Here is a 23,457-nt window from a genome sequence, read left to right as displayed (position 1 = left end):
GAACACAGTAGGCTTGCACCTATCAGCCTCTCCAGGCGCGTTCAAGCCCGACACCGCGGCACCCTCATGAAGAAAACCGAAGCTCGCATCGAACCGTACACGCACCCCGCCGCCGGCTGGGGCGCCCTCAAGTACGTCGCCATCAATCTCATCAAGGAAAAGGTGACGGGCGGCGACTACCGCATGCTGCTCAAGCAGAATCAGCCGAACGGCTTCGACTGCCCGGGCTGCGCGTGGCCGGATCGCGAGCACGCGTCCACCTTCGAGTTCTGCGAGAACGGCGTGAAAGCCGTGGCCGCGGAAGCGACCAGCAAGCGCGTGACGCCCGCATTCTTCGAGCAGCACACGGTCACCGAACTGATGGCGCAATCGGACTTCGAACTCGAACAGCACGGCCGCCTGACCGACCCGCTCGTCTACGACGCGCTGCGCGACCGTTATGTGCCGATCGGCTGGGACGAGGCGTTCGAGCTGATCGCCGCGCACCTGAAGCGGCTCGACGATCCGGACCGCGCCGCCTTCTACACCTCGGGACGCGCGAGCAACGAAGCCGCGTTCCTCTACCAGTTGTTCGTGCGCATGTACGGCACCAACAACTTCCCCGACTGCTCGAACATGTGCCACGAGGCGACCAGCCGCGGCTTGCCGCATACGGTCGGCATCGGTAAAGGCACGGTCACGCTCGACGACTTCGAACACGCCGATACGCTGCTGATCTTCGGTCAGAATCCGGCCACCAACCATCCGCGGATGCTCGGAGAGTTGCGCGAGTGCGCCAAACGCGGCGCGACCATCGTGTCGATCAATCCGCTCAAGGAGCGCGGCCTCGAACGCTTTGCGAGCCCGCAGCATCCGGTCGAAATGCTGACGATGGGCAGCACGAAGATCAGCTCCGTGTTCATTCGCCCGAAAGTCGGCGGCGACTTCGCGCTGATCAAGGGCGTCGCCAAGCGCGTGATCGAACTCGACGACGAAGCATTGATCTCGGGTCTCGACCGCGTGCTCGACATCGCCTTTATCGCCGGGCATACCGTGGGTTTCGACGCGTTCGCCGACGACCTGCGCGCCGAAAGCTGGGACACGATCGTCGCCGAAGCAGGCGTGCCGTTCGAGGACGTGCTGAAGCTCGCCGACATCTACGTGAAGGGACGCGCCGTGATTTCGACGTGGGGCATGGGCCTCACGCAGCACAAGAACTCGGTGCCGACGGTGCAGATCCTGTCGAACCTGATGATGATGCGCGGCAATATCGGCCGGCGCGGCGCGGGCCTCTGCCCGGTGCGTGGGCACTCGAACGTGCAAGGCGACCGCACGGTCGGCATCGAGGAACGGCCGACGCAGGCGTTCCTCGACCGGCTCGGCGAAGTCTACGATTTCGAGCCGCCGCGCGAGCACGGACTCGACGTCGTCAACACCATTCAGGCGATGCTCGACGGCAAGGTGAAAGTATTTATCGGCCTCGGCGGCAATTTCTCTATTGCGACGCCGGACACGCCGCGCACGTGGGACGCCATGCGTTCGTGCGATCTCACCGTGCACATCACCACCAAGCTGAACCGCAGCCACCTCGTGCATGGCCGCGACGCGCTGATTCTGCCGACGCTCGGGCGCACCGAGATCGACTTGCAGAACGGTGTCGCGCAAGGCGTGAGCGTCGAGGACTCGATGAGCATGGTGCATATCTCGTACGGCATGAACAAACCGGCTTCGGAGAATCTGTTGTCGGAGATCGCGATCGTCGCGCGCATGGCGCATGCGACGCTCGGCAGCGCGAAAGTGGATTGGCTCGCGCAGGCAGCGGACTATTCGCTGATTCGCGACGGCATCGCCAAAGTGATCGAGGGATTCACGGACTACAACGAGCGGCTGAAGAATCCGGGCGGCTTTCATCTCGGCGTGGCCTCGCGCGAGCGGATCTGGAAAACGCCGAGCGGCAAGGCGCAGTTCCTCGTGCATGCGATCGACACGGCGACGCCGATTCATCAGGCGCGCAAGCAACATGGCGAGCGGCTGATGACGTTGATGACGACACGCTCGCACGATCAGTACAACACGACGATTTACGGCCTCGACGACCGTTATCGCGGTGTGTATGGTCAGCGTCGCGTGCTGTTCGCGAACAGGCACGATCTCGCGATGCTGGGGTTCGAGGCGGGGCAACGCGTGGATATCACGAGCGTGTGGGCCGATGGGATCGAGCGTCACGCGGACGGTTTTCTGCTCGTGGAGTACGACATTCCGCGCGGCTGTCTCGGTGCCTATTATCCGGAGACGAATCCGCTGGTGCCGCTCTCGTCGGTCGCCGACGGCGCGGGAACGCCGACGTCGAAATCGATTCCGGTTTTGTTGACGGCTTCCGCGGCTGGCGCGATTGCGACTTGATGCATGAGACCTGACGTTGGATCGTCAGGTCTGCTTTTTCGCCAGTTCGCGATGCGTCAGGTAGAGACGCAAGTCGAATTCGATCTGGTGGTAACCCGGCTGCATGAACTCGCACAGGCGGTAAAACGCCTTGTTGTGATCGCTTTCCTTCAGATGAGCGAGTTCGTGCACCACGATCATTTTCAGAAATTCCGGCGCGGCTGATTTGAACAGCGACGCGATGCGGATTTCCTTCTTCGCCTTCAGCTTGCCGCCTTGCACGCGGGAAATGCTCGTATGCAGACCTAGCGCATGGCGCACCACGTCGAGTTTGCTGTCGTACGTGACCTTGTCGATCTGCTCCGCGCTGCGCAGGTGCTCGCGTTTCAGGTCCGCGCAATACGCGTAAAGCGCCCGGTCCGTTTGGACCTCGTGCGTGTTGGGGTAGCGCGCGACGAGGTACGCGCCGAGTTGGTCTTCGGCTATCAGCTGTTTGACCTTCTCCTGGAGCGCGGCTGGGTAGCCGGTGAGGTATTTCAGGTGGGACATGCTTCGGCTCTGCGCTCGGTCAACCGGCGCGGCGATTGTCTTCGCAATCGTCCCAATAGCGCAGCGGGTCGCGATGATCGGGATATTGCGTGTCCAGCCAGTCGGAGAGAATCTTCCACTGCGGATGGTTCGGACCGCTTCTCGTGTCCCAGAACGATTCCTTCAACACAGCGTTGTTTCGGCCGCGGTCCCGCACGACGATCCGGCAGTGATCGTTCGACTCATGGAATTCCGCCTTCAGGTAATAGCGCGGGAGTATCTGCAGCATCGCGCCTTCCACGATCCGGCCCTGCGCACGAACCACGCCCGCGCATTCGATTCGCAGAACACCGTCCACTGATTTGTCCGCGCGCCAGCCGACCGGCAGGCGCACCACGCATTCGTCCTTGCCGACCTTGATCCAGTCCATCCGCCAGATGCGGGCGAGCGCATCGCGCATGGCTGCCGCATCTTCGTAACCGGGCGGCAGTTCGAACTGGGCCGGCAGCACGACTAGGGCGTCGCCAGTCGGCGTTGTGCCGGCCGGCTTTTGAAATGGATCGTCGTCGAAGGGATTCGAGGGGCGGCTGGCCCGGGTGTTGCTGGCGCTCGGCAAATCCCCGAAAAGGCTTTCGGCTGCGCGGCGTGCGCGCTTCGATTTTTCGTTGCCCATCGATTTCTCCGTTGGAGTTGGGTTGCCTTGGTGTGACACGCAGGTTGACTACGTCATAGCATCGCACGTCGTCGAACACGTGGGCGAGCGGCTGCGCATTTCAGATACGGCGGGAAGGAAAGGCGTCTGATCCGGTTGCGCGCAGGTTGAACCGGGTTCGGCTGAAAGCGCGCAAGTCCTTGGCGGGACGATTGGTGCCGGGGACCGGACTTGAACCGGCAAGCTGTGAAGCGGCGGATTTTAAGTCCGCTATGTTTACCAATTTCATCACCCCGGCAGGGGTCAGAACGCATGTGGACGCGAATTCTACCATTTCGCGGCAGGCGTACCAAACCGCCGCGGCGCCCGCCCCGTACCGCGATTTTCAGGCGCGGCACAACCCAAAAACCGAATTCATCCGGGGGTCACAAACGTTGCCGATAATCCGCTCACGGAAACTCACGAAAACGTTTACGACCCGAGCAGAAACCCCATGACTCCGACGATCAAAGATGTCGCTGCCCACGCCGGTTTCTCCATCGCCACGGTATCACGCGCGATCAACGCGCCGCATACCGTCAACCCGGTCACGCTCGACAAAGTGCGCCAGTCCATCGACGCCCTGAACTTCCGCCCCAGCCCGCTTGGCCGCCAATTGCGCGGCGAACGCACGCGCCTGATCGGCGTGATCCTGCCGACGCTCGCCAATCCCGTATTCGCAGAGTGCCTGCAAGGTATCGACGAACTCGCCTCGGCGCAAGGCTACCGGCTCATGCTGATGACCACGCAGTACGACGCCGACCGTGAGCGCCACGCTATCGAGACGCTCCGCGAACACCGCGTGGAAGGACTGATCCTGACCGTCGCCGATGCCGACACGCACCCGCTGCTCGACGAACTCGACCGCGCGGGCCTGCTCTACGTGCTGATGCATAACGACACGGTACGCCGTCCGTCGGTCGCCGTCGACAACCGTCTCGCGGCCTACGACGGCGTGCGCATGCTGATCGCTCACGGCCATCGCCGTATTCTCATGCTGGCGGGCACGCTGGCTGCCTCAGACCGCGCCCGCCAGCGGCATCTCGGCTATTCGCAGGCCATGCAACAAGCCGGCTTGACGCCGGCGCCCGCGCTCGAGGTCGATTTCAACGCGGAGGAGTTGTCGCCCGCGGTGCTCGCCCATCTGACGAGCGGCGCGAACCGTCCCAGTGCCCTCTTCTGCAGCAACGATCTGCTGGCGATGGTGGTCATGCGTGGCCTGCGCCGCGCGCGCCTGCAAATTCCTCACGACATGTCGATTCTCGGCTTCGACGGACTCGCGATGGGCGAACTGCTGTCGCCGCCGCTTGCCAGCATCTGCGCGCCGAATCGGGAAATCGGCTGTGCGGCCTGGGAGCGTTTGCTGGCGCGCGTCACCGGCAGTTACGAAGCCTTGAGTGAAACATCGCTCACGCTGACCTTGCCGCACAGCTTGCGCGAGGGCGCCACCATCGCGGCGATTTCGAACCGCAACGAGCCCTCGCGTGTGCGTGCGTCGGAAAATGCCGAGCGGCCGTTTGTATGAGACGCCCGCGCATTGCTCGCTGGTGACTGCTGAAGCCCGACTGCTGAAGCCCGAGGCGCCGCACCTCATCCGGACACCGAGATGGGCACGGGCTCGGGCAGAAAGAAAAAACTATTTCAACGTGGCATTGAATATCACCGACCTTACGGCCACTTCGTCGACCGCTCCAGAGATATTAAAGCTGCCATGTATCGTCTCGTTGGACCTGAACGTGCCTTTCGCACCTTTATACTCCGGACTCACATAAAAATTAACCCCAAATGTAAAATGCTTAGCCCCGTTCAAGCACTTCTTTTCCTTTGAATCCCCTACGTCATATAGTTTAACGTACGAGTTATCAGGGGGAATAAATCCGGAATTATCGGTGCATGCGTCGTTGGTAATTTTAACAGTGTAGTATATTCCCTGTGCCGTTGTCCTATACAAAACAGCATGATGGGAATTGCCGCTGGCATCCGTAACGGACACATATTTATAGTCCGTCGAAGCCGGCCGGTTATTCTTGGCCCTCAATGCCTGGCCGCCCTGCCCGAGATCGCAGTTCGAGGTGATGTTGTCGTCGGTGGGCGTGATGGACATGCCTCCGGCCGGGCTGATCGCGGCGTACCCGGACTTGGGCGCAACCACGTTCTGAAACACCAGATTGTCGATATTCAAATCCACAGCGTCGTGGGTTTTCTCGAAATAACATTCCGTGGCTGCGTGAGCAGGCGCGCAAACAGATAAAAGCACGGCAGTCATGGCCAACAATAGATTGGTTTTCATACAAGCCTCTAATATCAAAATTGAGATTACCTTCGAACAAACCGGGACAAAAACACAACAGCTTCGCAACGCCTCCGTTTTCTGAAATTAAATCCGCTTTACCGTCATGCCGCGTAACAAGCGGCAATTTCATAGTGAATTTCGCCCTGCTCACCGCCCATCGGAGAACTCCTAAAATCACGGAAAACCGGAATTGGGATTTCCCTGCGAATTAGCCGGCGCAAGAAAATGCGGCGCAGATATAAGGTCAAGAATCAACTGATCCAGTCAAACAGGAACCCGGAGAACGGCCGCCCGAACGGCAAGCCACACGTCATAGCGTCGTCACATACGTTCCCGATAATCCGCTCGACGAAAACGTTTACATCGCCAGACAGCACGGCACACAAGCGATGTCCGGCAGCCCGCATCGCGCCACCTGTATTGCGTCAGTTCACCCGTACTCGACACCACCGCTTAAGCCACCTTGTCCATCTCTGGGAGATTGCTGTGACCCGCCGTTCCTCCACCGCTTTTGTTCGAGTGCGTCAATTGGCGCGCGCCGCGTTCGCCGCCTCGGCACTTGTCATGACTCTGGCCGCACCCTCGCTCGCGCATGCCGACGAAACCGCGATCTGCTACAACTGCCCGCCCGAATGGGCCGACTGGGCGAGCCAGATCAAGGCGATCCAGCAGAAGACCGGCATTCGCGTGCCGTTCGACAACAAGAATTCCGGCCAGTCGATCGCCCAGCTCATGGCCGAACAGAAGAGCCCGGTCGCCGACGTGGTGTACCTCGGCGTCTCATCGGCTTTCCAGGCGAAGGACAAGGGCGTGATCCAGCCGTACAAGCCCGCGCATTGGGATGACATTCCCGCCAACATGAAGGACCCGCAAGGCTACTGGTTCACGATTCATTCGGGCACGCTGGGCTTTTTCGTCAACAAGGACGCGCTCGAAGGCAAGCCCGTGCCGCGCTCGTGGGCCGACCTGCTCAAGCCCGAGTACAAAGGCATGATCGGCTACCTCGACCCGTCGAGCGCGTTCGTCGGCTATGCGGGCGCGGTGGCGGTGAATCAGGCGCTCGGCGGCACGCTCGATAACTTCGAGCCGGGCCTCGACTGGTTTCGCAAGCTGAAGGCCAATGCGCCGATCGTGCCCAAGCAGACCGCCTACGCGCGCGTGATGTCCGGCGAAATTCCCATCCTGCTCGACTACGATTTCGACGCCTACCGCGCAAAGTACAAGGATCACGCGAACGTCGAGTTCGTGATTCCGAAGGAAGGCACGATTTCGGTCCCGTACGTGATGAGTCTGGTGAAGGGCGCGCCGCACGAGGCCAACGGCAAGAAGGTGCTCGATTTCGTGCTCTCCGACGAAGGCCAGAAGCTGTGGGCCGACGCCTATCTGCGCCCGGTCCGCGCAAACGCGATGACGGCCGACACCGCCGCGAAATTCCTGCCGGCTAGCGACTATGCGCGCGCCAAACCGGTGGACTTCGGCAAGATGGCCGAGAAGCAGTCGAGCTTCGGCGAGCGTTATCTGCAGGTGATGCATTGAACGACATCACGTTCCCGCTGCGCTGGCGCATCGCGTTGATCGCGCCGGCGCTGGCGGTATTCATCGCCTTCTGGCTGTTGCCGATGGGCGCGCTCGCGCAGTTGAGCGGCGACGGCCACGCGTTCGCCACCTATCGCGCGATGCTGACGAATCCGCGCTACATGTCGAGTCTCGGCGCGACCGTGCTGTTGTCCGCGGCGGTCACGGCGGCGACGCTGGTGCTCTCGGTGATCGCGGGATTGCTGCTGGCGCGCCGCGAGTTTCCTTTGAAGCGCACGCTGCTCGCCCTGCTCACCTTTCCGCTGGCGTTTCCGGGTGTGGTGGTCGGCTTCATGGTCATCATGCTCGCCGGGCGCCAGGGGCTGGTCGGCGCGCTCTCGCTGAAACTCACGGGCGACCGCTGGGTATTCGCTTATTCGATGAGCGGCCTCTTTCTCGGCTACCTGTACTTCTCGATTCCGCGCGTGATCGTCACCGTGATGGCCTCGGCGACCAAGCTCGATGCATCGCTGGAAGAAGCCGCGCGCTCGCTCGGCGCGTCGCCGTGGCGCATCACGCGCGACATCGTGTTGCCCGCGCTCTCGCCTGGTCTGATCGCGGCGGGCGCGGTGTGCTTCGCCACCGCGATGGGCGCATTCGGCACCGCCTTCACACTCGCCACCGACATCGACGTGCTGCCGATGACCATTTACACCGAGTTCACCCTCAACGCGAACATGGTGACCGCCGCGGGCCTCTCGATCGTGCTCGGCATGGTGACGTGGGCCGTGCTGGCGTTGGCGCGCAGCGTGAGCGGTTCGGCCGTGGCGGCAAGCGCATGAACGGCATGTTCAAACCTGGCGCTGCCAGACCGGAAGACAGGACCTCAATGAATTCCATCACCGCTTCTCTACAGCCGGCAACGAAGCCGCGCTCGCGTGCGCGCCTGCCGGCCGCCAGAACGTGGCTCGCAGCCGGCCAATGGCTCGTGACGCTGCTGCTATGCGCGTTCCTGATCGTGCCAGTCGTCATGTCGATCATGGCGGGGCTGACGGTCAACTACTTCAAGGGCGTATCGAGCGGACTCACGCTGCGCTGGCTCGAAGAAGTGTGGACGCAATATCACGGCTCGGTATTTCTCTCGCTCGAAGTGGCGGCGGCGACCCTGCTCATCACGCTGCTCACCGGCGTGCCGGCGGGTTACGTGCTCGCGCGCAGCAAGACGCGCCTGTCGCGCATCATCGAAGAGTTTCTGGTGCTGCCGATCGCGCTGCCGGGCCTTGCGTCGGCGCTCGCGCTGCTGGTGGTCTACGGCGGCTTCACGATGTTCCGCATGAGCGTGGCGTTTATCGTCGTCGGCCATGTGGTGTTCACGCTGCCCTTCATGGTGCGCGCGGTCGCCGCCGTGTGCGCGAGCAGCGATCTGCGCACGCTCGAAGAAGGCGCGGCGAGTCTCGGCGCGAGCTTTCTGCAGCGCTTCGTGACGATCGTGCTGCCCAACGCGCGCCCCGGCATCGTGGCCGGCGCGCTGGCGGTGCTGACGCTCTCCATCGGCGAATTCAATCTCACGTGGATGCTGCACACGCCCGATACCAAAACGCTGCCGGTGGGTCTCGCGGACACGTATGCGTCGTTGCGCATCGAGATCGGCAGCGCCTACACGATTCTGTTTTTCATCATGACGATGCCCCTGCTCGTCGCGATGCAATGGCTCGGTGTCGATGCGACCGGCCAGCGCAGCGCGGCGAAACAACGTGCCGCCGTCTCTCCTTCTAAGTCGCTCAAACCATGAAACTTGCCTCCGTACCCATCGCGCTGACGCAATGCGCGAAAACGTTTCGCGGCACGCGCGTGCTCGAGCCGCTCGATCTGCATATCGACGCCGGTGAAACGCTGGTATTGCTCGGGCCGTCCGGCTGCGGCAAGACCACGACGCTGCGCATGATCGCGGGGCTCGAAACGCCGGACGCCGGCGGCCGCATCGCGTTCGGCGACGACGACGTCACCGCCTTGCCGATCGAAAAGCGCCAGGTCGGCATGGTGTTCCAGAGCTATGCGCTGTTTCCGAACCTGACAGTGCGCGGCAACATCGGCTATGGCCTGAAGATCAAACGCGTGCCGGCCGAGACTGCCCATCAACGCGTCGACGAATTGCTCGGCATGATGCGTCTCACCGCTCACGCCGACAAGCCGATCGATCAGCTTTCCGGCGGGCAGCGCCAGCGTGTGGCGCTCGCACGCGCGCTCGCCGTGCAGCCGCGCGTGCTGCTGCTCGACGAACCGCTCACCGCCCTCGACGCCCGCTTGCGCGACACCTTGCGCAGCGAGATGAACACGTTGCTGCGTGAGTTGGGCATCACGACCGTGTACGTCACGCACGATCAGGCCGAAGCAATGGAACTGGGCGACCGCATCGTCGTGATGAGCGCGGGGCGCATCGAGCAGATCGGCTCGCCGCGCGAGATCTATTACCGCCCCGCCAACCGGACGGTCGCGCAGTTTGTCGGCACGATCAACCGACTCGCGGGCGAGCGGCGCGACGGCCTGCTGACGACCACCGGCGGCGCCGTGCCGCTGCCCGCGGGCGACGCGCACGTGAATTCGGCGCACGAAATTTTCTTCCGCCCTGAAGACGCTTATCTTGCCGATCCGGCTCATGCGCAATTGCGTGGCCATATCGAAAGCACCGCGTTTCTCGGCGAGCGAACACGGCTGACGGTGGGCGGCGCCGCTCCCGACGCGTTGCTGATCGACGTGGCGGGCCGCGTGGAATTGGCGCGTGGCACACCGGTCGGCATTTCAATCGCGCACGACGCGCTGATTGCGCTATCGTAATGAAGTGACGCCGTTGTTTGGCGCGCTATAAAAAAGGACACCCCATGCTGCTGGCTCAAATTAGCGACCTGCATATCAAACGGCCCGGCGCGCTCGCTTACCGCCGCGTCGACACCGGCGCCTATCTCGCACGCTGCGTGGCCGCCCTCAATGCGCTCGAACCGCGTCCCGACGCGGTGATCATGACGGGCGACCTCGTCGACCAAGGCGACCCGGAACAGTACGCGCATCTCAAGACCCTGCTCGCGCCGCTCGAGATTCCCTACTTCCTGCTGGTCGGCAATCACGACGAACGCGCCGCGTTGCGTGCCGCATTTCCCGATCGCGCGGAATTGCAAAGCGGCGGCGAATTCGTGCAATACGCGGTCGATCTCGGCGCGCTGCGACTCATCGCGCTCGATTCGATGGTGCCGGGCCAAAGCGCGGGCGATCTGTGCGACGCGCGGCTCGCGTGGCTCGCCACGCAACTCGACGCGGCCCAAGGCAAACCGACGGTGGTCGCGCTGCATCATCCGCCGTTTGTGTGCGGCATCGGGCATATGGATGAATTGCGGCTCGATCCCACCGCATCCGACAAACTCGCGGCGTTGATCGCGCGTTACCCGAACGTGGAACGCGTGATCTGCGGGCATGTGCACCGGCCCATGTTCGTGCGCTTTGGCGGCACGATCGCCTCCGCGGTGCCGGCGCCCGCGCATCAGGTCGCGCTCGATCTGCGCGACGATGCGCCGTCCGCGTTCATGATGGAGCCGCCGGCGTATGCGCTGCATCACTATGACCCGGCAACCGGCATCGTCACGCATCACGCGTATGTGGACGCGGCGGATGGGCCGTATCCCTTTTACGAGCCCGAAGGCGATCTGATCGATTGATCTGTTCGATTGACACGCGCGCTCACGCGCGGATGAAGGTCTCATGCACGCGCCGGGACGACCTGAAATACGGAATCCCGAGCGCGGCTGCGACGACGGCCTGAATAAGATCGCCGTAGGGAACGGCGATGTCGATGCCGATGGCGTGTGTCATGTAATCGCCGAGCAGATACGCGCCGGCTCGCATCGCGACAATGGCGACGAGCCAGGCCTGCACCTGCGGCGCGAAGCGCGCAGACCTGCGCAGCGCGAGCAGCGCCAGCCAGCCCGCGCCGGCCACGATGAATACGCCCGTGACGACATCACAGCCGACCATCGCGAGCACGGCGCGATACCAGCCATGCGTTTCGCGCCGGATAAACACCGCCAGCAGTTCCCATTCGAGCATCAGTTTGAGCGGATCGCGCATGGCGATCGCCGTATGGAGCACCCACGTGGCAACGCAGGTCAACGCGACGAGCAGCCAGCCGCCGATGTGTCGAGGTTCATGTTTCGTGGTCGAGGCCATGGAGTCGTTCTTCGTTTGCTTCGTTCTGTCGTAATCGGTCGGATGAGGCGCGCCGATTCTACGAACTAACCACGAACGACCATCTCATTTTGTCGACGCGTCCCTTTCAGGTGGCTTGGAACCGGCGTGTTTGCGCGCTCGCGGCCGTCAGCACGATCCGCCATGCTCCGGTATGATCGGCACGCTTGAGGACCGTGCATGGGCCGGTCCGTCAATCGCCCTCTCTCATGTCCACTTCCAACGCGTCCACTCCCGCTTCCGCCGACCGGTCGCTGCGCGGCCTGCTGCTTCTGCTCGCCACCATCGCGGGCGTCGCGGTCGCGAACATCTATTACAACCAGCCGCTGCTCGACGACTTCCGGCTGTCGTTTCCGCACAGCGCGTCGTGGGTCGGCGCGGTGCCGGCCGTCACCCAACTCGGCTACGCGGCCGGCATGCTGTTGCTGGCGCCGCTCGGCGACCGCTTCGATCGCCGCCTTCTGATCCTGCTGCAGATCGCCGGCATCTGTGTCGCGCTGGTAGTGGCCGCCGCCGCGCCAACGCTGTCCGTGCTGATCTTCGCAAGTCTGGCGATCGGCGTGCTCGCCACCATCGCGCAGCAAGCGGTGCCGTTCGCGGCGGAACTCGCGCCGCCGGCCGAACGCGGCCACGCGGTCGGCACGGTGATGAGCGGTTTGCTGCTGGGGATCCTGCTGGCGCGAACGGCGTCGGGCGTGATCGCCGAATATTTCGGCTGGCGCGCGGTATTCGGCGCGTCCGTGGTCGCGTTGCTGGTGCTCGCGGTCGTCATCATTCTGCGTCTGCCCAGGAGTCAGCCGACGTCCACGCTGCCCTACGGCAAGCTATTGGTGTCGATGTGGCATCTGGTAGTCGAGCACCGCGCGCTGCGTGAAGCGTCGCTGACCGGCGCGGCCCTGTTCGCTGCGTTCAGCATTTTCTGGTCGGTGCTGGCGTTGCTGCTGGCCGGTGCGCCGTTTCATCTCGGGCCGCAAGCGGCGGGGCTATTCGGTATTGTCGGCGCGGCAGGCGCGATGGCCGCGCCGCTCGCCGGCAAGTTCTCCGACCGGCGCGGACCGCGCGCGATCATCACCGTGTCGATCGTGCTGGTGGCGATTTCGTTCGTGGTGTTCGGCGCATCGGCGAGAAGCATTGCGGGGCTCGTGATCGGCGTGATCGTTCTCGATATCGGCGTGCAGGCCGCGCAAATCTCTAATCAGTCACGCATCTACGCACTCAAGCCGGACGCGCGCAGCCGCGTGAATACGGTGTACATGGTGGCGTATTTCATTGGCGGAGCGATCGGCTCCGGCGTTGGCGCGGCAGTGTGGCCGACGTTTGGATGGCTTGGTGTGAGTGCGGCCGGCCTCGTGTTCGCCGGGCTGGCGGCGTGGAATCATCTGGCGCTGCCCGCAGGCGTGAAGGATGTGAAGGGTTAATCGGCGCCTTGTTCGCGCGGAGCGCTCATTGGCCGCTGCGCGCCGACGCATAGTCGTGCAGCGCGTCGATCACCCGGTCGAACTCGAACGACTTGTCGTAAAAGTGGCGCACGCCGTATTGCTCGCAGCGCTCCCGATAGGCGGGCAACGCATGATTGGTCAGCACCGCGGCGAATACCCGGTCGATCAATCCCTCTCGCTGCAAGTACGCCAATACCGGCACGCCCGAGCCCTGCTTCAACTGCAGGTCGACGATCACCGCGTCGAAGGCCTCGTCGCTCAATAGCGCAATCGCCTGATCCGCGGAATCCGCGTAGGCGGCTACCTTGAGCAGGCCGGAGGCGTCGATCGCTTCCACGAGGCTTCGGCGGATCAGCGGCGAATCCTCGATCAGCAGCACGCGCAAGGGTGCGCGGCTGGCTTGATCGGCAACAGGGTTCGATTCGCTGTTCATTGGAATATCTCGATCATCCATTATTCGATCAAACCATTCTTGATCGCGTAATAAGTCAGATCGGCGTTGTTCGCCAGTTGCATTTTCTCCAGTACGCGGGCCCGGTAGGTACTCACCGTTTTCACGGACAAATGCAATTCCTCCGCAATCTCAGTGGGAATCTGCCCGGCCGCGAGCTTGCAGAAAATCTGGAACTCACGCTCGGACAGCGCTTCGTGCGGCCGCCCGGCGGACGGCTTGTCGAGATTGTCGGCGAGCGCGTCGGCCACCGCCTCGGAGAGGTAGCGATGCCCGCGCGCCACCGAGCGAATCGCCCGCACGATCTCGTCGGGCTCGCAATCCTTGTTCAGATAACCGTTCGCGCCCGCGCGCAGCAGGTTGATCGCGTATTGGCTTTCCGGGTAGCCCGACAGAATCAGTACGCCCTGCTCGGGACGCACCTGCTTGATCACACGCAAGGTGTCGATACCGTTCTTGTCCGGCATCGCGATGTCGAGGAGCACCACGTCGAACGCCTACTCGCGCACGAGGCTGATGGTTTCGTCGCCGGTGGCCGCTTCGGCCGCGACGCACATATCCGGCTCGTCAGCGACGAACTGCCTGAAGCCACCTCGGACGATCGCATGGTCGTCGGCTATCAACACTCGAATCATCGGTTTGGGTGTCCGTGTATTGGAATCGCTCCAAAGCAGACATTGTAATGATCTCCGGCACGGCGTCTGCCGGAATCGGAGAAGAACATGGCGGCGCATGCCGGCGCGGGAAACCTGCCAGACCCGCCCGTGCCCGCAGCGCCCTCCCGCTTACTCGCGGCCTTCGAGCAGATCCGCCATATCGTCCGCGTGCTCTTCTTCCACAGCGAGAATCTCTTCGAACATACGACGCGTCGTCACGTCCTTATCGCCGAGATAGCGAATGATCTCGCGGTAGGTATCGATCGCAATCCGCTCGGCGATCAGATTCTCCTTGATCATCTCCGTGAGGCTGTCGCCCTCCTTGTATTCCGAGTGCGAGCGCGTCTTCAAACCGTCCGGTGCGAAATCAGGCTCGCCGCCCAATTGCACGATCCGCTCGGCGATGCGGTCGGCGTGTTCCTGTTCCTCCGCGGCATGTTCGGCGAATTCCGCGGCCACCGCCTCGGAGTTGATGCCCTTTGCCATGAAGTGATGCCGCTTGTAACGCAGCACGCAGACGATTTCAGTGGCCAGTGCGTCATTGCATAGCTTCAGCACCGTTTCGCGATCCGCGCCATAGCTTTGCGTGACCGGTCCGTCCGACATGTGCTTGCGTGCGTCTTCGCGGATCTTCTTGAGATCCATCACGAACGGATCCTTGGATTGAGTGGCCGCGCCCTGGGCGCCAGGTGACTTCGACATTGAATTTCTCCTTTATCCGGTATTGGGGGTAACTGCGCATCACGCACGAATCGCGCCTGATGCGCCGGCACAAGGAATGCGGGCTGCCAATAAGCGCCCGTCTACGTTCGGAATACGCCGAGCAGCAGCGTGACCACGAACACGACGAGGAAAATGTAGAACAGGATCTTCGCAATTTCAGCCGCCCCTGCTGCGATTCCGGTAAAACCGAACACGGCGGCGATGATCGCGATCACGAAAAAAACAATGGCATAGTGAAGCATGGCGACTCTCCTTCTTGTTGGTATCTGCGTGGCCTGGCTCGGCGCATTGCATGGCGAACCGTCTGCCAGTTTCGAAGACACGGCTTGCGAACTCCTCGTCGAACCGCGCTAATCGACGATCTTTTTCGTCACCACGAAGCCGAGCACGAGGAACACGACACACAGAATCACGAACACGATAAACAGGAACTTCGCGATTGCCGCCGCGCCTGCCGCTACGCCGGTAAAGCCAAGAAGGCCGGCGATCACCGCCACGACGGCGAAGAACAACGCCCATTTCAGCATGATGGCTTTCTCCCGAAACATTGATTGAACGATCAGGTCAATCCTAGCCATCAGCGACGGCGGGCGCATTCCGACGCACGCCGGTTTTCGTGTGAGAATCCGCTGACATTGGATTACGGCAGCGTTACGGCGAGTGCATAAGCCACGCGAGACCGGTGTGTTGCGCCGCGAAGGCGGCCGCGTCGGCGCGATACTCGCACCGTCGCCGGACGCGGCGGACGTTACACTGAAGCCCCAATAGAGGAGCCGAAATTGCCAAATGAGCAGAATGCGCCGAACGCGGCCGCCCTTGGGCCCGCCACCCGCCTGAGCGACTGGATGCGCAATCGCAGTTGGGCGATTGCCATGACCGTGGCGATCGTCATTACCGTGGGTGGTCTCGTGATTCTCGAGACCGCGCGCCAACGCATTGCCGCCGAATACGAGACCGCACTCGAAGCACGCGACGTCACCGTGCAACTGAGCATTCTTGCGAGCCAGCTCTCGCGCCTGAGTGCGCAGCAAAGCGATTTTCTTCTGACGAAGCAGGACGCTTCCGCGCGCGATTTCTGCGCGACCGCCGCGCGCATCCGTCAGAGCGAACAGCAGTTGAACCGCTTCTACCGCAGCGGCAAAGCCGACAGCGCGGAAGTCGCCAGCTTCACGCAGATCCAGGCGCTGATCGAGGCGCGTATTGGCGCGGGCGCGTCCGCGCTGCAGCGCGCGGCGCCGCATCCGCTAGATCTCGCCGCCTGCGGCAGCGCGAGCGAAGCCAGTCCGGCCGATGCGTCGCTCGTGGACAGCACGCTCTCGCTGCTTCGCGACAACGAGGAGCGCCGCGCGCAACACGCGCTTGCCGCGAGCCGCGGCGATCAGCGCATCTCCACGCTGTGCGCAGCGGGCTTGTCGGCGCTGAATATCGTGCTGTTCATCCTGCTGTTTCGTAACCTCGGCATTCAGATCGATCGTCAGGCGCGCGTGCAGCGTCAATTGATCACACAACAGGAGGGGCTCGACCAGCTCGTGAATGAACGCACCCGTCAGCTCGAAGCGCTCGGCTGGCACTTGCAGGCAGTCAGCGAAAACGAAAAAACCCAGCTCGCGCGCGAGCTGCACGACGAGCTCGGCGCGATTCTGACCGCGAGCAAAATGGACGTGGCGTGGGCCAACCGCAAACTGAAGGACAGCGCGCCGGATATCTCCGAGAAACTCAAGCGGGCGCTCGCGAATCTCGACCAGGGCATTGCGCTCAAGCGGCGCATCATTGAAGACATGCGGCCTACGGTGCTGGCGAACTTCGGGCTCGTTACCGCGTTGCGTACGCTCGCCGACGAAGCCGCGCAGCGCAACAACTGGACGCTCGAACTGCACCTGCCCGCCGACGACATCAAGCTCGACGAGCAGACGGAGATCGCGCTGTTTCGCGTCGCGCAGGAGTCGCTCACCAACGCCGCCAAGTACGCGCGGGCTTCGAAGGTGTCGATCGCATTGCAGGTCGGCGATGGCCAGGTGGCGCTGCATATCGCCGATAACGGCGTCGGCATCATGCCGGCCGATCTGAAGCGCACCCACACGCATGGGCTCCTAGGCATGCGCCAGCGCGTCGCCGCGCACGGCGGGCGCTTCGATATCCGGCGCGGCGTGCCCAACGGCACCGACATCCATGTGGAGATGCCGAGCGTGAGCACCGCGACGCCTTCGATCGACCTGCCGCCGGCCACGCCGTCGCGAACGTCCGTCTAGCAAAGGCTCGCGCAACGTCACCGTGAGGCTTGTAGGAGTGCGCCGACGCAAACAGCGGAGCACGCCTACAAGAAAATCGCAGCCCGGCCGACAGCGCCTTCCGCGCCCTTTTTTTACCATGCAATCAGACCGGATCGACTGGCGTAAGCCCCGGTCGGACGACAGCTAGCTTAGCTGGCGCGTGCCGTAGAACACGGGCACGTCAACCGATGCATTCTCGACAAGGAGAACTCTCATGAATCGACTGATCGCTTTGCTTCTCATTGCAGGGACGGCTGCGCTCGCCGGTTGCAACACCATGGCGGGGGCTGGGCAGGACATTTCGAAGGGTGGCGACGCCATCACGAATTCGGCTGAAAAGGCCAAGTAAGCAGGTCATATGAAGCAGACGCCCGGCGCTTTGAGGCGCTTGGCAACGGGGGTTCGTGAAAGCCCGCCGCGGGAAACCTCGGCGGGCTTTTTTTCGCCTGATGGTCGGGCTTCGTTGTTTGCGCAGCCTTCGCGCACGCATCGGCGTGATGCTCGCAACAGTCACGGCTTCGTTACCGACGCTCAGCGACGCCACAAACAAAACGGCGATCCACTCGCGTGGATCGCCGCTCCGTCCTCCCCAGGACGTGTCGCTTATTGCATGCGTCTGATTCAAGCGCCGCTTGCGGGCATTCCTGTCAGCGCACTTCTTCGCGTACTTTGCGTACTTATTGGCCCGTCAGCGTATTCGTCAGTTCGACGCTCGGCGTCTGCGTATTGCCGTTCTGCGCGACCAGCAGATGGATCTGGCCCGGCACGAGTTGGCTCAGCGCCCCCGCGATCGGCACCGACGTCACCAGCCAGTCGGCATTGTTCGACAACGTGAATGCCGGCGACTGGAAGATCGGCGTCTTGCTGCCCGCCGCTGTCGCGATCAGCACGTACGTGCCGCCGGACACGTAGATCGAGTCCTGACCGCTCGCCGGCACCGCGTTCTTGAATGCCACGCCGGCCATGGTCGGCGAGACGTTGGCGATGTTGGTGGCGGTGGATTGGACCAGATACAGGTCGAGATTGGTCGCGTTCGCCGAAGCGTTGAAGCCGCGCACACGCGCGCTATTCGAGAGCAGCCCCTTGTCGAACGGATCGTCGATCAGGCCGATGTCCGGTGCGGCGAGACCCGGCAAAGCGAGCACGGTGTACTCGTGGCCCTTGGCGACATCCGGAAAGCTGCCGCTTGCAAGTGCCGTCGTCGAGCCGGTCGCCGAGTAAGCGACAGTAGTCGCGCCCGTGTTGATATTAGTGAGGTTCGTCACGCCTTTATAGTTGATGTTCGTCTGGCCGGACGGCGCGGTGCCGTTCACGAGAAAGTCGACTGCCGGACCACTGGGAATGGCATGGATGAAATGGATCTCCGGATTGGTCAGCCCGAGTTCCTTGCCTACGTCGTCGGAACCGCCGCCACACGCGCTCAGAATGGATGCAACCGCAGCCATCGCCACCATGGTTCGGATCAGTTTCATTATGTTCACCTATCGATGTTATCGGGCTCTCGGCCCATTGATTTGTGGACGTCCCGCTTCGGACAACACGCCGTCTGAAACCTTGTTCGCTGGTCGTTTGAACGGTTTCAGGCCGGCTCTCCGAAACGGAGCACCCCCTCCTATCCCTGCCGCACATCGCGCCTTTTTGCCGAACGGCGCGGTCCGTGTCGATGGACGCTCGCTTTGAGCAATGCGTGTGCCGCGGGGTTTGGCATGGCCGGTGGCGGCTGAAGAATGTCTTACGGAGCAACGACTTGCGAGGTTTAGAATTTTTCCTCGGCGGGTTGGCACGCGACGCGGTGTATTGTTCGTGCGCATCCAATACTTACACGGTCCTCCGCATGTCTTACCAACACTTACTCGCCGAACTCGATCTGGGCTTCACTCGTTTGCGCAACCGCGTGGTGATGGGTTCGATGCACACGGGCATGGAAGACCGCTTCTGGAATTACCCGAAGCTGGCCGCGTATTTCCGCGAGCGCGCGAAAGGCGGCGTCGGTTTGATCGTCACGGGCGGGATCTCGCCGAATCGCGAAGGTTGGCTATTGCCGTTCGGCGGCACGTTGAATTCCGTATTCGATCTGCGCAATCACCGGAAATTGACCGAGGCCGTGCATGCCGAAGGCGGCAAGATCGCGCTGCAGATCCTGCACGCGGGCCGCTATGGCTATCAACCGTTCGTCGTCTCCGCATCGGCGATCAAGTCGCCGATCTCGAAGTTCAAGCCGCGAGCGCTCACTATCGCCGGCATTGCGAAGACCGTGCGCGACTACGCGCGCTGCGCACGCCTCGCTCAACGCGCGGGCTACGACGGCGTCGAGATCATGGGCAGCGAAGGCTATCTGCTCAATCAGTTCCTATGCCCGCGCACCAATCAGCGCACGGACGCGTACGGCGGCAGCATCGAAAACCGCATGCGGCTCGCGCGCGAGATCGTCGAGGCGGTGCGCGCGGTATGCGGCGAACGCTTTATTGTCGTGTACCGGATCTCGCTGATCGATCTGGTGGAAGGCGGCAACACGTGGGACGAAACCGTGCAGGTCGCGCAGGCGCTCGAAGCCGCCGGCGTCACCATGTTCAACACCGGCATCGGCTGGCACGAGGCGCGTGTGCCGACCATCGTGACCTCGGTGCCTCGCGCCGCGTTCGCCGCGCTGAGCGCGCGATTGAAGGCCGCCGTCAAGGTGCCGGTGATCGTGTCCAACCGCATCAATACGCCCGAGGTCGCCGAAGAACTGCTCGCGCAGGGAGCGGGCGATCTGGTTTCCATGGCCCGGCCGCTATTGGCCGATCCCGAGTTCGTGGTGAAGACCGCCGAGGGACGCGCGCACGAAATCAACACCTGTATCGCCTGCAATCAGGCCTGCCTCGATCACACGTTCAAGAACCAGCGCGCCACGTGCCTCGTCAATCCGCGCGCGGGACGCGAGACCGAATTGATCTACCGGCCCGTCGCCGGGGCGCAGGCCGCGCGCTCGGTGGCCGTGGTCGGCGCGGGTCCGGCGGGGTTGTCGGCGGCGACCGTCGCCGCGGCGCGCGGGCATCGTGTGACGCTGTTCGATGCGAGCGCAACGATCGGCGGCCAGTTCAATCTGGCGATGCGCGTGCCCGGCAAGGAGGAGTTCAGCGAAACGATCCGCTATTTTCAGAGCCAGTTGCAGCGCCACCGCGTCGACGTGCGGCTCGACACGCGCGTCGACCCCGCCCTGCTGGCCTTGGGTGCTTACGACGACGTGATCGTCGCCACCGGCATCGTGCCGCGCCGGCCGGCGATTGCCGGCATCGACGCGGCGAACGTGCTGTCGTATGTGGACGTGCTGCGTGGTGCGCCGGTCGGCCAGCGTGTCGCGGTGATCGGTGCGGGCGGCATTGGCTTCGACGTCAGCGAGTTTTTGCTGCATCGCGCGGGCGACCCTCTGCCAATGCCGCGCGACGCATGGCTCGACGAATGGGGCGTCGATCTGGCCGTGCGGGAACGCGGCGGGCTGAAACCGCCCGCGCCGGCGCGGCCGCCGCGGCAAATCTGGCTGCTCCAGCGCAAGGCCGGCAAGCTCGGCATGGGGCTTGGCAAGACTTCCGGCTGGGTGCATCGCGCGACGCTGGCGAGGAACGGCGTGACAATGCTCGGTGGCGTCTCGTATCTGCAAATCGCGGCGCGCGGGCTGAAGATCGCGCATCAAGGCGTCGAAGAATGGCTCGACGTGGATACGATCGTGGTGTGCGCGGGGCAGGAATCGCTGCGCGATCTGCACCCGCAGGCAGCGGGTGAAGCGAATCAGGCCGGCGGCCCGCGTTATCACGTGATCGGCGGGGCGAAAGTCGCCACTGAACTGGACGCGAAACGCGCGATTCGCGAAGGCGCGGAAGTGGCCGCGGCGCTTTAATAGCGGGCCGCCGCCCCGGCACAATGAGACTCACAAGGGGCAACCCCAACGCAAGCCCGCTCCAGGCTCAGGCGAGCCCCTTCTTCCGGTAGTCGAACCAGAACGACAGTCCCACGCTCGCCAGAATCACGACCGTCGCGATCACCGTGGAGCGGGTGACCGGCTCGCCGAGCAGCAGCGCACCCAGCGCCACGGCCACCACCGGATTCACGTACATGCAACTGCTGGCGATGATCGGGCTGGTATGCCGGATCAGAAAACCATACGCGACGTAGGCGGCCATCGTGCCGATAAGCATCAGGTAGATGAACGCCAGCACCGGCATGACATGCACCTCGAGCATCCGCTCGCCGGAGACCCACGCGACCAGGGTGGACATCGCGCCGCCCAGACCGATTTGCAGCGACGTCGAGAGAAACAGGTCCGAGGGCAGTTTCAGACGCCCGGCCAGATGCGCGCCGCCCGCCCAGAATAGCGCACCGCACAGAATCGCCAGGCTGCCGCCCGCAGAGCCCGGCGCACTATCGCCATGACTGAGAATCGCAATGCCGACCAGACCGAGGCCGACCGCGAACCACTCGCCCCGGCCGATCTTGCGCCCCGCCACGGCCGCGATCACCGTCGCGAACAGCGGCACGGTGGCGACCATCACCGCCGCGGTGCCGGTGCCGACGGTGCGCATCCCGTAGGCGAGCATGCCGCTCGACAAACCGACCAGCATGGTGCCCACGAGGCCGGCATTACGGATTTCGGCTGCGCCCGGCCAGACCGGATTGCGGCGCGCCGCAAAAATGAAGAGGCCTACGCCGGCGAACAGATTGCGCAGCCCCGAGAGCAGCAATGGAGGAAACGAACCCAGCGCGACGTGCACGGCAAGATAGGTCGAGCCCCACACGACATAGACGACGGCGAGCGCGAGCTGGCCATTGCGGGACTGCGGCAAACGGAGCGAAAAACCACGCGGAAAACGGCTTGGGAGTTGCAGCGACATGCGTTCAACCCGCCCATGCCGCTCGAGGTGCGGCGCCCCCGCTGGAGACCCTGAGGCGGGATGGCGGACACCGCATCGGCGATACGGTCTGACGGGCGAGGCTGGCGGACATGTTGGTGGAGCGGAAGGACGATAGATGGCCAATGAGCCACAACGCCGCGGCGGCCGAAGAAATCGGGCTACGGCGAACACGCGCCAAATAGTGGGCGCGCACGGCATTATGCAGTAAGCGCCCACCGCGTCGCTTGAAAGAATCGTAACTTTTTGGCGTACTTGCAACAAAAACGCCGCGGACGTTCCCCCCCGTATTTGCCACGTCGACTCCACAGAACGCGTTGAATGCACAAGGCATAGCGATCTGTGTTTCGGCATGAGCCGCCGTGCGTTGCTGCGGATCACTGAGTGGTCGAGCCTCACGCCGCCTGGTTGAGCGGACGCTCAAGCAAGGTCGGCGATGATTCGGCCTCCGTAACTTTCGGACAGGCGACGGACTGGCTTGAATACGGCCCGCGCGCTTTGCCAACGGCTGTCGGCCGATAGCGCATGGTGAACGACAGTCCTTGGCGGCGAGTCGGGAGACACGCCCCGGCCTTGTGCTACAGTCGATAGAGATTAGCCCCGTGCTAACATTCAGCTTTCGATCGCGCCGCCTGCAACTGTATCGTGGCGCCCGCTTCCCCCTCTTTCGCTACCCACCGGCCACCTCGATGCGCTTTCCGACTTCCCGTGCCCACTTCCGCTTGCGCCCTCGCCGCGCAACCGGCTGCGCGCGCGCGGAATTCATGCCGCGTCGCGCCGGCGGGCCGTCCCGAACGCTCCCGCTCCACGCCGCCCGGCGCCCGATTTAACGCTGCTCGCTCCATTGCCTGAGCCGCGTTGTCGGGCTCCGGGCCGATCTCATCCGCACGCTGTTCCCCTACATGCAGATCGAATTGGAGTACCCATCGTGAAAAAGACGAAAACCTGTTACCTCACCGAACTCGACGTCACCCGTCTCGAGAAGCACGCAGCCGCGCCCGGTGCCGACGCGCGTTTGCAAGACATGCTCGACGACGTCCTGGAGCGCGCCGTGATCGTCGACTCGCACGAGATTCCGGCCAATATCGTTACGATGAATTCGCAAGCCACGCTGGTCGATGAAACCAGCGGCGAGCACATGACCTGGACCGTAGTCTATCCGCCGAACGCGGACTTCGCGCATGGCCGCCTGAACGTGTTCTCCCCCGCCGGCCTCGCCTTGCTCGGCGCCAAACGCGGCGAGCGCATCCGCTTCACGCCGCCGAGCGGCACGGAGAAAGTGCTGAAGCTCGAAAAGATCCTCTTTCAACCCGAAGCCGCCGACAATTTCACGCTGTAAGCACAGCGCAATGGCGTAGCAACCCGTGTTGCGCCGCTTCATGACAGCCCCCTGAATACGGCAATGCCGCAT

General features: G+C 63.2%; 22 protein-coding genes, 1 tRNA gene and 1 pseudogene. 12 read left to right on the top strand and 12 right to left on the bottom strand.

The genetic code is table 11. The features are described 5' to 3' along the window. The first annotated feature begins 66 nt into the window (after positions 1–66). On the top strand, positions 67–2,382 hold the full coding sequence (locus tag BLW71_RS01945; protein WP_091792801.1) for an FdhF/YdeP family oxidoreductase: 2,316 nt from the start codon (positions 67–69) through the stop codon (positions 2,380–2,382). Between the two features lie 24 nt (positions 2,383–2,406). Here BLW71_RS01945 and BLW71_RS01940 read toward each other — a convergent pair whose 3' ends face one another. From BLW71_RS01940 to BLW71_RS01930, 3 genes are all read right to left on the bottom strand, one after another. After that, positions 2,407–2,910 carry a M48 metallopeptidase family protein gene (locus tag BLW71_RS01940; RefSeq protein ID WP_091792800.1) on the bottom strand — a complete coding sequence of 168 codons (504 nt, stop codon included), beginning with the start codon at positions 2,908–2,910 and terminating at the stop codon, positions 2,407–2,409. Positions 2,911–2,929: 19 nt separating this feature from the next. Then, positions 2,930–3,562, bottom strand: a complete 633-nt coding sequence (locus BLW71_RS01935; protein WP_091792799.1) for a hypothetical protein — start codon at positions 3,560–3,562, stop codon at positions 2,930–2,932. Between the two features lie 192 nt (positions 3,563–3,754). Next, a tRNA-Leu gene (locus BLW71_RS01930) sits at positions 3,755–3,839 on the bottom strand. A gap of 195 nt (positions 3,840–4,034) precedes the next feature. Here BLW71_RS01930 and BLW71_RS01925 point away from each other — a divergent pair. Next, positions 4,035–5,105 (top strand): LacI family DNA-binding transcriptional regulator, encoded by a 1,071-nt coding sequence (locus BLW71_RS01925; protein WP_091792798.1) that lies wholly within the window; start codon positions 4,035–4,037, stop codon positions 5,103–5,105. 111 nt (positions 5,106–5,216) lie between these two features. Here the strand turns inward: BLW71_RS01925 and BLW71_RS01920 are convergent, their stop codons facing one another. Then, positions 5,217–5,870, bottom strand: a complete 654-nt coding sequence (locus tag BLW71_RS01920; protein ID WP_091792797.1) for a hypothetical protein — start codon at positions 5,868–5,870, stop codon at positions 5,217–5,219. 489 nt (positions 5,871–6,359) lie between these two features. Between BLW71_RS01920 and BLW71_RS01915 the strand changes: the two genes are divergently transcribed. The 5 genes from BLW71_RS01915 to BLW71_RS01895 are packed head-to-tail and all read left to right on the top strand — an operon-like array spanning position 6,360 to position 11,095. Continuing rightward, entirely contained in the window at positions 6,360–7,409 is a 1,050-nt protein-coding gene (locus BLW71_RS01915; RefSeq protein ID WP_091792796.1) for an ABC transporter substrate-binding protein, read from the top strand. Then, on the top strand, positions 7,406–8,230 hold the full coding sequence (locus tag BLW71_RS01910) for an ABC transporter permease (protein ID WP_091792795.1): 825 nt from the start codon (positions 7,406–7,408) through the stop codon (positions 8,228–8,230). The genes BLW71_RS01915 and BLW71_RS01910 overlap by 4 nt, the downstream gene beginning before the upstream one ends. Positions 8,231–8,277: 47 nt before the next feature. Next, positions 8,278–9,180 (top strand): ABC transporter permease, encoded by a 903-nt coding sequence (locus BLW71_RS01905; protein ID WP_091792794.1) that lies wholly within the window; start codon positions 8,278–8,280, stop codon positions 9,178–9,180. Then, positions 9,177–10,223, top strand: a complete 1,047-nt coding sequence (locus tag BLW71_RS01900; RefSeq protein WP_091792793.1) for an ABC transporter ATP-binding protein — start codon at positions 9,177–9,179, stop codon at positions 10,221–10,223. The genes BLW71_RS01905 and BLW71_RS01900 overlap by 4 nt, the downstream gene beginning before the upstream one ends. A 44-nt stretch (positions 10,224–10,267) precedes the next feature. Further along, positions 10,268–11,095 carry a phosphodiesterase gene (locus BLW71_RS01895; protein WP_091792792.1) on the top strand — a complete coding sequence of 276 codons (828 nt, stop codon included), beginning with the start codon at positions 10,268–10,270 and terminating at the stop codon, positions 11,093–11,095. 22 nt (positions 11,096–11,117) lie between these two features. Here the strand turns inward: BLW71_RS01895 and BLW71_RS01890 are convergent, their stop codons facing one another. Next, on the bottom strand, positions 11,118–11,603 hold the full coding sequence (locus BLW71_RS01890; RefSeq protein ID WP_091792791.1) for a DUF2569 domain-containing protein: 486 nt from the start codon (positions 11,601–11,603) through the stop codon (positions 11,118–11,120). Between the two features lie 227 nt (positions 11,604–11,830). Here BLW71_RS01890 and BLW71_RS01885 point away from each other — a divergent pair, with 227 nt between their 5' ends. Further along, positions 11,831–13,039 (top strand): MFS transporter, encoded by a 1,209-nt coding sequence (locus BLW71_RS01885; RefSeq protein ID WP_091792790.1) that lies wholly within the window; start codon positions 11,831–11,833, stop codon positions 13,037–13,039. A 25-nt stretch (positions 13,040–13,064) separates the two neighbouring features. On the opposite strand, the gene BLW71_RS01880 is transcribed toward BLW71_RS01885, so the two are convergent. The 5 genes and pseudogenes from BLW71_RS01880 to BLW71_RS01860 all read right to left on the bottom strand — a co-directional run bounded on the left by BLW71_RS01880 (position 13,065) and on the right by BLW71_RS01860 (position 15,417). Continuing rightward, positions 13,065–13,493 carry a response regulator gene (locus BLW71_RS01880; protein WP_091792789.1) on the bottom strand — a complete coding sequence of 143 codons (429 nt, stop codon included), beginning with the start codon at positions 13,491–13,493 and terminating at the stop codon, positions 13,065–13,067. Positions 13,494–13,513: 20 nt separating this feature from the next. Further along, positions 13,514–14,146: pseudogene (locus BLW71_RS01875) on the bottom strand (response regulator). Between the two features lie 150 nt (positions 14,147–14,296). Further along, positions 14,297–14,869 carry a ferritin-like domain-containing protein gene (locus BLW71_RS01870; protein WP_091792788.1) on the bottom strand — a complete coding sequence of 191 codons (573 nt, stop codon included), beginning with the start codon at positions 14,867–14,869 and terminating at the stop codon, positions 14,297–14,299. Between the two features lie 101 nt (positions 14,870–14,970). Beyond that, on the bottom strand, positions 14,971–15,132 hold the full coding sequence (locus tag BLW71_RS01865) for a DUF1328 domain-containing protein (RefSeq protein WP_006052455.1): 162 nt from the start codon (positions 15,130–15,132) through the stop codon (positions 14,971–14,973). Positions 15,133–15,240: 108 nt separating this feature from the next. Next, entirely contained in the window at positions 15,241–15,417 is a 177-nt protein-coding gene (locus BLW71_RS01860; protein ID WP_091800263.1) for a DUF1328 domain-containing protein, read from the bottom strand. Positions 15,418–15,669: 252 nt separating this feature from the next. Between BLW71_RS01860 and BLW71_RS01855 the strand changes: the two genes are divergently transcribed. Then, on the top strand, positions 15,670–17,139 hold the full coding sequence (locus BLW71_RS01855) for a sensor histidine kinase (RefSeq protein WP_091792787.1): 1,470 nt from the start codon (positions 15,670–15,672) through the stop codon (positions 17,137–17,139). A 235-nt stretch (positions 17,140–17,374) separates the two neighbouring features. After that, positions 17,375–17,509, top strand: a complete 135-nt coding sequence (locus BLW71_RS01850; protein WP_091792786.1) for an entericidin A/B family lipoprotein — start codon at positions 17,375–17,377, stop codon at positions 17,507–17,509. A gap of 328 nt (positions 17,510–17,837) precedes the next feature. Here BLW71_RS01850 and BLW71_RS01845 read toward each other — a convergent pair whose 3' ends face one another. After that, complete coding sequence (locus tag BLW71_RS01845) at positions 17,838–18,632, bottom strand: DUF4397 domain-containing protein (RefSeq protein WP_091792785.1); 795 nt, start codon at positions 18,630–18,632, stop codon at positions 17,838–17,840. A gap of 362 nt (positions 18,633–18,994) precedes the next feature. On the opposite strand from BLW71_RS01845, the gene BLW71_RS01840 reads away from it, so the two are divergent. After that, positions 18,995–21,037: an NADPH-dependent 2,4-dienoyl-CoA reductase gene (locus tag BLW71_RS01840; RefSeq protein ID WP_091800259.1), complete on the top strand. Its 2,043-nt coding sequence runs from the start codon at positions 18,995–18,997 to the stop codon at positions 21,035–21,037. A 67-nt stretch (positions 21,038–21,104) separates the two neighbouring features. Here the strand turns inward: BLW71_RS01840 and BLW71_RS01835 are convergent, their stop codons facing one another. Beyond that, complete coding sequence (locus BLW71_RS01835) at positions 21,105–22,028, bottom strand: EamA family transporter (RefSeq protein WP_091792784.1); 924 nt, start codon at positions 22,026–22,028, stop codon at positions 21,105–21,107. Positions 22,029–22,974: 946 nt separating this feature from the next. On the opposite strand from BLW71_RS01835, the gene BLW71_RS01830 reads away from it, so the two are divergent. Further along, positions 22,975–23,385, top strand: coding sequence for a GreA/GreB family elongation factor (locus tag BLW71_RS01830; RefSeq protein ID WP_177204949.1), 411 nt, complete (start codon positions 22,975–22,977; stop codon positions 23,383–23,385). Positions 23,386–23,457 lie beyond the last annotated feature (72 nt).

The sequence above is a fragment of the Burkholderia sp. WP9 genome, assembly GCF_900104795.1.
Taxonomy (GTDB): domain Bacteria; phylum Pseudomonadota; class Gammaproteobacteria; order Burkholderiales; family Burkholderiaceae; genus Paraburkholderia.
The sequence above is the reverse complement of the archived record's forward strand: the minus strand, read 5'-3'. Positions and strand labels throughout refer to the sequence as shown.